Here is an 11,862-nt window from a genome sequence, read left to right on the forward strand (position 1 = left end):
CCTGCCCGCGTCATCACCGTCTCCGTCGAATGACGTATTCCGTCCGCGACCGACGCGGGTACGGGCGGCGGACGCGCCCGGTCGTCAGCCGGGCAGCGGGCGTGCCCGGTTGAGGTTGAGCAGGGGCGCGAGCAGATCGCCGTGGCGCGCACGGCGCTCGGCGACGGCGTCGAAGAGGAACGTGAGCTGCTCCGGTTCCGTACAGCCCTCGATCTCGTCCCAGGTCACGGGGGCGGAGACGGTGGGCAGCTCGCGGGCGCGCACCGTATAGGGCGCGGCGGTGGTCTTCGAGGCCGAGTTCTGCGAGAAGTCGATGAAGACCTTCCCCGGCCGCAGGGCCTTGGTCATCCGGTGTACGACGTGCCCGGGCAGCGACCGCTCCGCCTCGACGGCGACGGCCTTGGCGTAGGCCGTGACGTCGTCCGAGGGCGCCGGTTCGATCGGTACGAGGATGTGCAGGCCCTTCGAGCCGCTGGTCTTCGCGTACACGTTGAGGCCGTCGGCCAGCAGGCGCTCGCGCAGCCACCGGGCCACGCCGCAGCACTCCACGATGGTGGCCGGCTCCCCCGGGTCGAGGTCGAAGACGAGGCGGTCGGCGACGCGTGGCGTGGCGGCGGTCCACTGCGGGGTGTGCAGCTCGACGACGAGGTTCGCGGCCCACATCAGGGTCGGTACGTCGCGGACCAGCACCTGCTGCCGGGACTTCGCCGTGCTGCCGGGGACCTCGGTGGTCTTCACCCATGCGGGCGTCCCGGGCGGCACATTCTTGGTGAAGAACTGCTGGCCGTCGGGCCCGTCGGGATAGCGCAGGAAGGAGACGGGCCGGTCGTGGACGTGGGCGAGGAGGGCGCCCGCGGTGGTGGCGTAGTAGTGCAGCAGCTCGCCCTTGGTGGTGCCGGTCCTCGGATACAGGACCTTGTCCAGGTTGGTGAGCGACAGCCGCCGCCCCTCCACGACGGTGATTGGCGACATACGATGACAATCCCACAAAAAAGCCACACCAGGGATGAGACATGCGATCTGTTTGGAACGGGTCTATCTCCTTCGGGCTGGTCAGCATCCCCGTGAAGACCTACAGCGCGACCGAGCGCACCGCCTCGGTCTCGTTCGTCCGCATCCACGAGAAGGACGGCGGCCGGATCCACTACCGCAAGGTCTGCGAGCTGGACGGCGAGGAGGTCTCCAACGAGGAGGTCGGCAAGGGCTACCAGGCCGCGGACGACACGATCGTGCCGATCACCGACGAGGACCTGGCCAAGCTGCCGCTGCCGACCACCAAGACCCTGACCATCCTGGCCTTCGTCGGCGCGGACGAGATCGACCCGCTCCAGCTCGACAAGTCCTACTTCCTGGGGCCCAACGGCGTCGCCGCCGCCAAGCCGTACGCGCTGCTGCGGGACGCCCTGGAGCATCAGGAGAAGGTCGCGATCGGCAAGGTGGCCATGCACGGGCGGGAGACGCTGGCCATGCTCCGGTCGCACGACGGGGCGATCGCCATGCACACCCTGCTGTGGCCGGACCAGGTCCGCTCGGCGCGCACCGTCGCCCCGAGCGACGACGTCGAGATCCGGGAGAACGAGCTGACCCTCGCCGAGACCCTGATGGACTCGCTCGGCGACCTGGACGAGGCCGAGCTGCACGACGACTACCGGGAGGCCGTCGAGGAGCTGGTCGCCGCGAAGCTGGAGGGCGGCGAGCCGGCCGCGCCCCGGGCCGCGCCGGGCGCCGGCGGCAAGGTCATCGACCTCATGGCCGCGCTGGAAAGCAGCGTCCGCGCGGCTCGCGAGTCGCGCGGTGCGGGCGGCGGGGACGGGGCCGAGGCGGAGCAGGACGAGGAGTCGGCGTCGGTCACCCCGATCAGGGGCCGCAAGGCGGCGAAGAAGACCGCGGCGAAATCCGCGTCCGGCGGCGGCACCAAGAAGACGGCGGCCCGCAAGACCTCCGGGTCCGCCGCCAAGAAGACGGCATCCGGTAAGGCGTCGGGCGGATCCGGCGCGAAGAAGACGGCGGCCGGCGGGGGCTCGGGCGGCAAGAAGGCCGCGGCGAAGAAATCGGCGGCGAAGCCGGCGGCCAAGTCCACCGCGAAGAAGAGCGGCAAGAAGGCGTCGGCCTGAGAGCGCCACGACGCGCGGGCGGGCCCGGGCGGGCTCCGGCGGCCGTAGAGTCGGTGCATGGCTTCAGACGAGGGAACCGTGCGTGTCGACAGTTGGATCTGGTCCGTCCGGCTGACCAAGACGCGTTCGATCGCCGCCACGGCCTGCCGCGGCGGACATGTACGGGTCAACGGAGAGCGGGTCAAGGCCGCCCACGGGGTACGCCCGGGCGACGAGGTCCGGCTGCGGCACGCCGGGCGCGAGCGCGTCGTGGTGGTCTCGCGTCTCGTGCGCAAGCGGGTGAGCGCGACGGCCGCCGCGGAGTGCTTCGTCGACAACAGTCCCCCGCCGCCGCCCCGCGAGGAGATCGTCGCGGTCGCGCAGCGTGACCGCGGCGCCGGGCGGCCCACCAAGCGCGACCGGCGCGAGCTGGAGCACCTGCGCGGCGTCCGCTGAGCCGGCCGGGACGCGTGCTGCCCGGCGGCGGTACGGGAGGGCCGGACGGCTCCCCGTAGCGCCGCCCGGCGCGCTCACAGCTCGCTCAGGTACACCCAGGCGCCCTCGTCCCGCACGAAGCGGCTGTTCTCCTCCTGCACACCGGGCTCGCCGTCCAGCGTGTAGTGCGCCCGGAACCGGACGGTGCCCTCACTGTGGAAGGCGCTGCCGCCCGTCGTCGTGACGATCTCCAGGCGCGTCCACCGCTGCTCCGGCTCGAAGTCCAGGCTCGCCGGGCGGGTCGCGGGGTGCCAGGTGCGCAGCAGGTACGGTGCGTCGCCGGCCGCGAAGGCGCTGTAGCGCGAGCGCATCAGCCGCTCGGCCGTGGGTGCCGCCGCCTGCCCCAGGTGGAAGCGGGCACAGCACTCTTCGTAGGACGCCTGTAGTCCGCAGGGGCAGGGGGCGGAGGGTTCGATCGCCGTTCGCCGGCGTGCGTGGAATCTGGACACCCCTAGATTGTGACCGTTACGGGAGGCCGTACGGCCGGTGCCCCCCTGCCGCCGGAAGGGCCGTGCCCGAATCTCCCCGTCAGCCGGTGGCGCTCCGCAGCCAGCCGTCGACCGTCGCCGTCACGGCACGGGCGAAGCGGTGGATGCCCGGCGACCGTACGGGGCACGGGCGGGGCGTGGTGGTCGTCGGGGCCAGGCAGAAGTGCAGGGCGTCGTCGGTGCGGTGCAGGTCGGTGGTGCCGCCACCGGGGGCCGGGTGGGTGCAGTACGCGGGGTGCGCGCGTTCGTAGGCGTCGCAGGGCAGTTGGCGGGTCCACCGGTAGCGGTCGCCGACGGGGCCGAGTGTCCGGCCGGCGTCCGCGTACAGGTCGCCTGAGGCGGCGGCCCGGGCCGCGTAGATGGCGTTCACCCGGCGGACCCGGTCCGGGTGGAACGCGTCGGGCGCCTGGGAGGCCCAGACGATCTTCGGCCGGGCGAGGCCGGCGGTCCGTGCCGCCGCGGCGATCTCCTCGGTCAGCGCCCGCGCGTCGGCGGCGTACCGGTCGTAGTAGCCCGCCGTGCCGTACGTGGCGCCCGCCATGCACGGCGTGTAGCCCCAGGCGTTCCCCCAGAACTGGAGGATCACGACGCGCGGCCGCACCGTGCGTACCAGCGCGGCGGCCTTGTCCCGGGCGGGGACCAGCGACTTTCCCCGCCAGGCCGCCAGGTAGTCGCACAGGGTCGTGCCGGAGTGCGGCGCGCTGTGCAGCTCGACCCGCCCGGTCGCGGCGAGCCGTTCGGCGAGCGCGGTGCGGCTCTCCGTGGCCAGTGAGTCGCCGAGGTAGAGGGCGGGAACGGTACGGGCGGGCGGCCCGGGCGTCGCAGGGTGCGCCGGTGTGTCCGGCGGCGGGGTGGAGGCTCTGCCGCCGGACGCCGGGCCGGAGGCACTGCCGCCGGATGCCGGAGCGGTCGCGACCGGGCGTGGGCCGGCGGGCGTGTCCGTGGGGTCGGAGGCGAAGACGACGCTCCAGCCGAGGGCGCCGACCAGGGCCAGGGCCACCACGCCGAGCAGGGGTGCCACCCAGCGCTGGGTCATCGGGCCGTCCCTGGTCGCGCGTACGGCCGGTGACTCATGTCAGGTGCACTTCACACCGGCACGGGCGGCCCAGCCAAGCACATCGCGGGCCGCGGGACCAGACCGCTACCCGACGGGTTCGGCCGGCAGCCGCAGGTTCGGCCGTCCGGCCGGCGCCGCGGCCTTGCCGCAGAACTCCGCCTCGATCACGTTCACGTACAGCGCCTGGTCCGTCAGCCAGTCGCCGTTGATGTTGAACGTGAGCTGATGGCCGCCGTCCCTCGTGCCGAACGAGGCGGACATCGAGCCGTTGGTCCGCCCGGTCTTGCCGACCACCCGCACCCCGCAGGACAGGACGGCGGTCTCCACGCCGAGCCCGAACCCGACCCCCTCCCCCAGCGGCACCTCGGTGAGCAGCTCCTCCATCTGCGCCCGGGGCAGCAGTGCGCCACGCAGCAGGGCCCGGTGGAAACGGTTGAGGTCGCCCAGGGTGGAGATCATGTCCCCCGCCGCGCCCAGCCAGGTCATGTTCTGTTCCGTGGCGTCGTGGACCGGGGCGTCGGGGGCCGGGTCGTGCAGCCGGGAGTACCCGACGGGGTGCGGGTCCGGCAGGGTCGCGCGGCTCCCGGGGAACGACGTCTCGCCCAGCTTCAGCGGCTCGATGACGCGGCGCGTCACCTCCCGGGCGTACGAGCGGCCCGTCACCTTCTCGATGACCAGCCCCGCGAGAACGAAGTTGGTGTTGGAGTACCGGGCCTGCGTCCCCGGCGCGGACGTCGGCGGATACTTCATCGCTATGGACACCAGCTCCAGGGGCGTGTGGTTGTCGTAGCGGTGCTCGGGGAAGCGGCTACCGGAGGAGTTGGCCCGGAAGTCCGGGTCCTCGGTGTAGTTGGGCAGGCCGCTGGTGTGGTGCAGCAACTGGCGCAGGGTGATCGCGCGGCCGTCGTTCCCGTGGCCCCGCACCAGGCCCGGCAGCCACCGTTCCACGGTGTCGTCCAGGCTCAGTCGCCGCTCCGCCTCCAGTTGGAGCAGCACGGTGGCGATGAACGGTTTGGTGATGCTCGCCGCACGGAAGTGGTCGTCGGCCGAGCGGGCGCGCCCCGTGCCGGTGTCCGCGACGCCCGCCGTGCCGAACCATCTCTTCCCGCCCTCGCGGACCTCGGCCGCGACCCCGGGCAGCCCGGCCACCTCCACCAGTCGGCGCAGCGCCTCCTGGGTCGCCGCGTGCCCCCGCCCCGGCGTGTCGGGCACCGCCGCGTACGCGGGCGCCACCGTCGCGGCCCCCACCGCGACGGTGGTGGCGAGGGTGGTCAGGACGGTACGTACGGTCCGCTGTGTCATCGGTCAGCCTCCGGGAGCCGGTGAGGGGCTGCTCGTCCCCTGTGGCGTCTGGGACGCCGGGGAGGAGACCGGAGGTTGACCGTCCGGAGCGGCGGCCGGCGGCTTGTCCGGAAACATGCGGTCTCTGTCCCGGAGAAGCCCGAAGCGGCCGATATGCGCCCCCGGGCGGCTGCCGTGACCCGCACTGGTGACCGTTCCCGGCCGACCGGGGCCCGGCATGCGTGGGCGCTCCCCGGCCGGCCGGCGCCCGCACGCCGTGCGGCGGTGCCGGACCGGCCCCATGATGGAAGCAGCGGAGGCACTGCCGGCCCGGCGGGACTCTCCGGACCCGAGCGATCTTTCGGGAGGCGCCATGGGCAAGGACAACACTCCGGGTTCCGACGAGGCCCGCGCCGCGCGGCTGCAGGAGCTCTACACGGGCGGTGAGCGCCCGTTCGATCCGGAGGACCTGGTCATGGCCAGGGGCCTGGAACCGACGCCGGAGCGGGTCGAGGAGGCCCGCAGGCTCATCGAGGAGAAGGGGGCCGCGGCGATCGAACGGTATCTGCCGTAGCGGCGTCGCCCACGGGGTCACCGCTCAGTTCGAGGACACCAGGGCGGCGACACGCTCGCGGTACGCGGCGCTGTCCTGCCGGCTCAGCGGCAGCCGCCCGTCGCCCGCGAGGTGCGACGGAAGGTAGGTGGCCTGCTTGACGGCCTGGGACAGCGGACCGGGCAGGTTGAGGAGGAGCTGCCCCTGTTCGGCGGTCTCGATGACCATCCAGGCGTCGGAGCCACGGTCGTCGGGGGCGGTCGGCTCGATGGTGCTCACGGCCGTCACGGTCAGGGTGGGCGGTACGTCGGTGGTCGTCGGTGTGTCGGTTCCCGTCGCGTTCTCGTTCTCCGTACTCATGTTCCCTCCCTAACAACCGGGTGCGGGTGCGGGCCAGCGGACGCGCCGAGTCGTGTCTCACAGTGGCCGGGGGGAATGCGGGGCGAGGACCGTGGAAGGAGAGGTGGCCGACGGACATGGGCCGCAGAAGAGACCTGGCCAAAGTGACCCGTCCGACACGCGCCGAACGGGCCGGATCACCGATCATGGCCCACGTGAACGAGGACACCCACACCACCGGGCCGGCCCCGGACGCGGCACGGCACACCCACGACCGGGAGCGCCGGCGGGCACGCCTGGTGCTCGCCGGGCGCGCCGAGAGCGCGGAGGACCTGGCGATGCTGATCGACGCCCTGGGGCTCGACCCCCGGGAGGACCACGATCCGTCGGAGCGGCGGGAGTGAGCCGCGGCCCGGCGGACCGGTGATCAGGCTGTTCGGTCCGGGGTGGGCGCGTCCATCGCGTCGGCGAGGGATTTCGGGCGCATGTCCGTCCAGTGTTCCGTCACATGGTCCAGGCAGCCCTGCCGCGTGTCCTCGCCGTGCACGACGGTCCAGCCGCCGGGCAGTTCGGCCGCGGCGGGCCAGAGGGAGAACTGGTTCTCGTCGTTGACGAGGACGAGGTAGGCGGCGTCCGGGTTCTCGAACGGGTTGGTCATGGCGTTCGGCTCCTTGTGGGGGTCGTCGGGGTACGGGATGCGTGGTTCTTCGGTGTGCCGGGCCCGTCGGAGGCCGGGGTGCCGGTCCCGTCCGGGCCGTCCGGCCGGGCTGCCCCGTCCAGTGCGGTGGCGATCACGGGTCCGATCCGGTCGAGGGCGTGCGGCCGCATCATGTGGCCGTGCTCGCAGCGCGCGTCGTGGGTGAGCACGGCGCCGGAGACGTACGGCTGCCACGCCCGCGCGGGCCAGTGCGGTTCGCCGCGTTCGGGCTCCGCCTTGAACAGCAGCAGGTCGCCCTCGAAGACGGCGGGCCGGAAGGTGTACCAGCGCAGACGGGTGTTGTCGGTCAGGGTCTCGGCCAGGGCCGTCACGAGGGGTTCTTCGAGCAGGGCGGCCAGCGCGCTGCCCTGGTCGCGCAGGATCTCCGCCGCTCGGGCGGGGTCGAGACCGGAAGCGGGGCCGGAGGTGGGGCCAGGGTGGCCGATCGAGTCGACGAACAGTTCGGCCACGTCCCGCACGGTGTGCTGGGGAAGCACGCGGTCCGGGTCGATCTGGAGGGGCGCGGAGTCCAGCAGGGCCAGAAAGGCGACGTCTTCGCCCTGCTCCTGGAGGCGCGTCGCCATCGCGTGGGCGACGGCGCCGCCGAAGGACCAGCCGAGCAGGTGGTAGGGACCGCCGGGCTGGACGGTGCGGAGCTGCTCCAGGTAGTCGGCTGCCATGTCCGCGATGGTCGCCGGGCGCGCGCCGGGCTCGGTCAGGCCACGGGCCTGGAGTCCGTACACGGGGCGGTCGTCCAGGTGGCGCATGAGCCCGGCGTAGGGCCAGCAGATGCCCGAGGCGGGGTGGACGCAGAACAGCGGCGGGCGGCTGCCGCGCGGGCGCAGCGGCAGCAGGACGCGCAGGGCGTCGGCGGTCGCGGTGGCCTCGTCGGCCACGGTGTCCAGGGCCCGTACCAGTCCGGCGGGCGACTGGGCCTCGAACAGGGCGCGGAGGCCCGGGTCGGCGCCGAAGACCGTGCGGACGCGGCTGGTGAGGCGGGCCGCCAGCAGCGAGTCGCCGCCGAGGTCGAAGAATCCGTCGTCGGGTCCGACGGACGGCAGGCCGAGCACTTCGGCGAAGAGCGCGCTCATCATCTCCTCGGGCGGGGTGCCCGGTGCCCGGCCGCCCTCCGGCGCGGTGAAGACAGGAGCGGGCAGGGCGCTCCGGTCCAGCTTGCCGTTGGCGGTCAGCGGCAGTACGTCCAGGAGGACGACGGCGGCCGGGACCATGAACCGGGGCAGCCGTTCCCGCAGGAACCGCCGTACCTGCCCGGGGTCCGGCTCCGTGCCGGGAACGGGCACGGCGTAGGCGATGAGCTGTCTGCGGCCGGGGGTGTCCTCGCGGACCGCCACGGCGGCCCGGTCGACGTCCGGGTGGGCGAGCACCGCGGCCTGCACCTCGCCCAGTTCGATCCGTACGCCGTTGATCTTCACCTGGTCGTCCACCCGGCCGAGGTACTCCACGACGCCGTCGGGACGGTGCCGCCCCAGGTCGCCGGTGCGGTACATGCGTTCGCCGGGGGCGCCGTAAGGGTCGGCGACGAAGCGTTCGGCGGTGAGCGCGGGACGGTGCAGGTAGCCGCGGGCCAGGCCGGTGCCGGTCAGGTGGATCTCGCCCGGCACGCCCGGCGGCACCGGGCGCAGGGTGGCGTCCAGGATGTGGACGTGGGTGTTCCAGACGGGCCGTCCGGCGGCCACGTCGGGGCCGTCGGCGACGGCGTGCAGACTGTCGCCGCCGGCTTCGGACGCGCCGTAGAAGTTGACCAGGCGGGCGTGCGGAAGGGCTTCGGCGAACCGCTGCGAGAGGGCGGGCGGCAGGGCCTCACCGCTGGTCACCCACAGGCGGCAGGTCGCCAGCAGCCCGGTGTCGCCGTCCAGGAGGGCGGCCAGCAGGCTGGGGACGACGGTGATGCGGGTGGCCCGGTGCCGGGCGACGAGGGCGGCCAGTTCCGCCGGGCTGCGGGCGGTGAGGGAGTCCGCGAGGACGACCGGCGCGCCGTGCAGCAGGGCGCCGAGCAGTTCGGTGGTGCCGTCGATGAAGCTCAGGGTGGTCTTGGCGAGCACCGGCTGTCCGGCGTGCCAGGGATAGGTGCGGGCGCACCACAGCAGGCGGTTGACGCATCCCCGGTGCGGGCCGACGACGCCCTTGGGGGTGCCGGTGGAGCCGGAGGTGTAGATGACGTACGCGGGGTGCGACGGGGTGAGGGGGGCGCGCCGGTCGGTGTCGGTGAGGTCGCGGTCCTCGGCCGGTCCGCCGGCGCGGTCGCTGCTCGTCGCGGTCGCCTCGTCCGTGTCGCTCTTCTCATCCGACGTGCCCGCAGCGTCCGTATCGTCCCTCTCATCCGCCGCGCTCGCACCATTCGCCTCCCTCGCTACACCCGTATCGTCCCTCTCATCCGTCTCGTCCAGGACGAAGCACGGGAGATCCGCGGCCGGGAGTGTCGGCGCCGTGGCACGGTCCGTGACCAGCAGGACGGGCCGGGTGTCACCGAGCATGAAGGCGAGGCGTTCGGCGGGATATTCGGGGTCCAGGAACAGGTACGCGGCGCCCGCCTTGAGGACGGCGAGGACGGCGGTGACCATGGCGGGGGTGCGGGGCAGCGCCAGGGCGACGACGTTCTCGGGTCCGGCTCCGCGGTCGACGAGCCGGCGGGCCAGGCGGTTCGCCGAGGCGTTGAGTTCCGCGTAGGTGAGGGTGCGGCCGTCGAAGATCAGGGCGGTCGCGTCGGGCGTGGTGGCCACCTGGTCCTCGAAGAGGCGCGGCAGGACCAGGTCGGGGACGCCGTGCGCGGTGTCGTTCAGGTCGCGCAGGGTGTGCTGTTCGCGGGCGGTGAGGAGGCAGGCCCGGCTGATGCGCCGGCCGGGGTCGTCCGTCGCGGCGTCGGTGATCCGGCGCAGCCTGCCCACGAAGGCCTCGACGGTGCAACGGTCGAAGAGGTCGGTGCTGAATTCGACCATCGCCTCGATCCCGGCGGGGGTGCCGTCCGCCGTGCGGTGTTCGGTGGCGTTGATCTCCATGTCGAGCCGGGCGGTGCCGGTCTCGGCGGGCAGCGGTGTACTGGTGACACCGGGCAGCTCCAGGTCCCGTCCGGCAGCGGACTGCCAGGTCAGCAGCGTCTGGAAGAGCGGGTGACGGGCAGCCGTGCGGGGCGGGTTGAGGGCCTCCACGAGACGTTCGAAGGGGACGTCCTGATGGGCGTACGCGGCGAGGTTCACCTCCCGTACCCGGGCGATCAGTTCACGGAACGTGGGGTCGCCGGAGGTGTCGGTGCGCAGCACGAGGGTGTTGACGAAGCAGCCCACGACGTCGTCGAGCGCCGCGTCGGTCCGTCCGGCGGCCGGGGTGCCGACGGGAATGTCGGTACCGGCGCCCAGCCGGGTCAGCAGCGCGGCGAGCGCGGCCTGCACGACCATGAACACGCTTGCCCCGCAGTCCCGGGCGAGCCCGGCGAGCCGCTGGTGCGCGGCCGCGTCCCAGGAGAAGGCGAGGACTTCGCCACGGCCCGCGGGCACGTCCGGGCGCGGCCGGTCGGTGGGCAGCGGCAGTTCACCGGGCAGGTCGCGCAGGTGCCCGGTCCAGTACCCGAGCTGTTCGGCGAGCAGGCTGTCCGGGTCGTCGGGGTCGCCGAGGAGGTCGTGCTGCCAGAGGGTGTAGTCGGCGTACTGGACGGGTGGTGACGGCAGGTCCGGCGGACGGCCGTCGCGGCGGGCGGCGTAGGCGTGGGCCAGGTCGCGCCACAGGGGGCCGAGGGACCAGCCGTCGGCCGCGATGTGGTGCACGACGAGGACCAGGACGTGCTCTTCGGGGCCGAGAACGAGCAGTTCGGCGCGGAGCGGGAGTTCGCGGGTCAGGTCGACGGGGCGGCGGGCCGCCGCGCGGATCCGCCCGGTCACCTCGGTCCCGTCCCAGCCGGTCGCGTCCGTGACGGTCACGACGCCGGACGCGGCGTCCCGGCCGAGCACCGTCTGCCGGGGCACGCCGTCGGTCTCGGGCAGTACCGTACGCAGCACCTCGTGCCGTGCCATCACGTCCACCAGTGCCGTGCGCAGCGCGGCGGCGTCCAAGGCGCCGGTGAGCCGCATGGCCAGCGGAATGTTGTACGTGGCGCTCGGCCCCTCCATGCGGTGCAGGAACCACAGGCGGCGCTGCGCGGGGGACAGCGGCACCACGTCCGGCCGGGCCACGGGGCGCGGCGCGGGCCGTGGCCGCCGGGTGGTACGCAGCCGTCCGGCCGTTCCGGCGACGGTCGGGGCGGCGAAGAGGGTCCGGAGGTCCAGTTCGGTGCCGAGGACGGAACGGACGCGTCCGGCGAGCCGGGTGGCGAGCAGGGAGTCGCCGCCGAGGTCGAAGAAGTTGTCGTCGAGCCCGACCGAGGGCAGCCGCAGCACCTCGGCGAACAGGCCGCACAGCACCTCTTCCTCCGGCGTACGCGGTGCACGACCGGCCGGCGCCGGGCCGAAGCCGGGATCGGGCAGAGCCTGCCGGTCGAGCTTGCCGCCCACCGTCAACGGAAACGCGTCCAGCACGACGACAGCGGCCGGAACCAGGTACTCGGGCAACCGGGCACGCAAGAACTCCCGTACCGCACCCGGGTCGAGAGCCGGACAGCCCGCACCCGGGCCGAGGGCCGGCTCCTCCGGTGCGGCGACCACGTAGCCGACCAGGCGCGCGGTGCCCGACGCGTCCGTACGAACGGCGACGGCCGCGCGGGCGACCCGGGGGTGGGCGACGAGAGCCGCCTCCACTTCGCCCGGCTCGATACGGAAGCCGCGCACCTTCACCTGGTCGTCGGCCCGCCCGACGAACTCCAACCGCCCGTCAACCCGCCACCGCACCAGATCACCCGTCCGGTACATCCG

The 11,862-nt window shown here is 73.5% G+C and carries 11 protein-coding genes; 4 read left to right on the plus strand and 7 right to left on the minus strand.

Going from position 1 to position 11,862, the window contains the following annotated elements:
* Positions 1 to 84: 84 nt before the first annotated feature.
* Positions 85 to 972: a non-homologous end-joining DNA ligase gene (gene ligD, locus ACH4EB_RS23585; protein ID WP_398349531.1), complete on the minus strand. Its 888-nt coding sequence runs from the start codon at positions 970 to 972 to the stop codon at positions 85 to 87.
* A gap of 41 nt (positions 973 to 1,013) precedes the next feature.
* Between ligD and ACH4EB_RS23590 the strand changes: the two genes are divergently transcribed.
* Together ACH4EB_RS23590 and ACH4EB_RS23595 are read left to right on the plus strand one after the other, a co-directional pair.
* Entirely contained in the window at positions 1,014 to 2,114 is a 1,101-nt protein-coding gene (locus tag ACH4EB_RS23590; protein ID WP_398349532.1) for a Ku protein, read from the plus strand.
* A gap of 57 nt (positions 2,115 to 2,171) precedes the next feature.
* A complete protein-coding gene (locus ACH4EB_RS23595) occupies positions 2,172 to 2,549 on the plus strand; it encodes an RNA-binding S4 domain-containing protein (RefSeq protein WP_398349533.1) in 378 nt (125 codons plus the stop codon).
* A gap of 74 nt (positions 2,550 to 2,623) precedes the next feature.
* On the opposite strand, the gene ACH4EB_RS23600 is transcribed toward ACH4EB_RS23595, so the two are convergent.
* From ACH4EB_RS23600 to ACH4EB_RS23610, 3 genes are all read right to left on the minus strand, one after another.
* Positions 2,624 to 3,037, minus strand: a complete 414-nt coding sequence (locus ACH4EB_RS23600) for a YchJ family protein (protein WP_398349534.1) — start codon at positions 3,035 to 3,037, stop codon at positions 2,624 to 2,626.
* Positions 3,038 to 3,116: 79 nt separating this feature from the next.
* A complete protein-coding gene (locus ACH4EB_RS23605; RefSeq protein WP_398349535.1) occupies positions 3,117 to 4,112 on the minus strand; it encodes an SGNH/GDSL hydrolase family protein in 996 nt (331 codons plus the stop codon).
* A gap of 105 nt (positions 4,113 to 4,217) precedes the next feature.
* Positions 4,218 to 5,435 carry a serine hydrolase domain-containing protein gene (locus tag ACH4EB_RS23610; protein ID WP_398349536.1) on the minus strand — a complete coding sequence of 406 codons (1,218 nt, stop codon included), beginning with the start codon at positions 5,433 to 5,435 and terminating at the stop codon, positions 4,218 to 4,220.
* Between the two features lie 352 nt (positions 5,436 to 5,787).
* Here ACH4EB_RS23610 and ACH4EB_RS23615 point away from each other — a divergent pair, with 352 nt between their 5' ends.
* Positions 5,788 to 5,988, plus strand: coding sequence for a hypothetical protein (locus ACH4EB_RS23615; protein WP_398349537.1), 201 nt, complete (start codon positions 5,788 to 5,790; stop codon positions 5,986 to 5,988).
* Positions 5,989 to 6,012: 24 nt separating this feature from the next.
* Here ACH4EB_RS23615 and ACH4EB_RS23620 read toward each other — a convergent pair whose 3' ends face one another.
* Positions 6,013 to 6,327: a hypothetical protein gene (locus ACH4EB_RS23620; protein WP_398349538.1), complete on the minus strand. Its 315-nt coding sequence runs from the start codon at positions 6,325 to 6,327 to the stop codon at positions 6,013 to 6,015.
* 194 nt (positions 6,328 to 6,521) lie between these two features.
* Between ACH4EB_RS23620 and ACH4EB_RS23625 the strand changes: the two genes are divergently transcribed.
* Positions 6,522 to 6,710, plus strand: a complete 189-nt coding sequence (locus ACH4EB_RS23625) for a hypothetical protein (RefSeq protein ID WP_398349539.1) — start codon at positions 6,522 to 6,524, stop codon at positions 6,708 to 6,710.
* Positions 6,711 to 6,733: 23 nt separating this feature from the next.
* Here the strand turns inward: ACH4EB_RS23625 and ACH4EB_RS23630 are convergent, their stop codons facing one another.
* Both ACH4EB_RS23630 and ACH4EB_RS23635 read right to left on the minus strand, forming a co-directional pair.
* A complete protein-coding gene (locus ACH4EB_RS23630; protein ID WP_398349540.1) occupies positions 6,734 to 6,964 on the minus strand; it encodes an MbtH family protein in 231 nt (76 codons plus the stop codon).
* Positions 6,961 to 11,838 (minus strand): amino acid adenylation domain-containing protein, encoded by a 4,878-nt coding sequence (locus ACH4EB_RS23635; RefSeq protein WP_398349541.1) that lies wholly within the window; start codon positions 11,836 to 11,838, stop codon positions 6,961 to 6,963. Before ACH4EB_RS23635 ends, ACH4EB_RS23630 begins: the two co-directional genes overlap by 4 nt.
* Between the last annotated feature and the right edge of the window lie 24 nt (positions 11,839 to 11,862).

This window comes from Streptomyces sp. NPDC018045, assembly GCF_044327445.1.
Taxonomy (GTDB): domain Bacteria; phylum Actinomycetota; class Actinomycetes; order Streptomycetales; family Streptomycetaceae; genus Streptomyces.

Bases quoted from the DNA above. Each gene is read 5' to 3' on its own strand.
- ACH4EB_RS23610 (WP_398349536.1), bottom strand. From the start codon at position 5,435: ATGACACAGCGGACCGTACGTACCGTCCTGACCACCCTCGCCACCACC.
- ligD (WP_398349531.1), bottom strand. From the start codon at position 972: ATGTCGCCAATCACCGTCGTGGAGGGGCGGCGGCTGTCGCTCACCAAC.
- ACH4EB_RS23605 (WP_398349535.1), bottom strand. From the start codon at position 4,112: ATGACCCAGCGCTGGGTGGCACCCCTGCTCGGCGTGGTGGCCCTGGCC.
- ACH4EB_RS23620 (WP_398349538.1), bottom strand. From the start codon at position 6,327: ATGAGTACGGAGAACGAGAACGCGACGGGAACCGACACACCGACGACC.
- ACH4EB_RS23615 (WP_398349537.1), top strand. From the start codon at position 5,788: ATGGGCAAGGACAACACTCCGGGTTCCGACGAGGCCCGCGCCGCGCGG.
- ACH4EB_RS23590 (WP_398349532.1), top strand. From the start codon at position 1,014: ATGCGATCTGTTTGGAACGGGTCTATCTCCTTCGGGCTGGTCAGCATC.
- ACH4EB_RS23595 (WP_398349533.1), top strand. From the start codon at position 2,172: ATGGCTTCAGACGAGGGAACCGTGCGTGTCGACAGTTGGATCTGGTCC.
- ACH4EB_RS23630 (WP_398349540.1), bottom strand. From the start codon at position 6,964: ATGACCAACCCGTTCGAGAACCCGGACGCCGCCTACCTCGTCCTCGTC.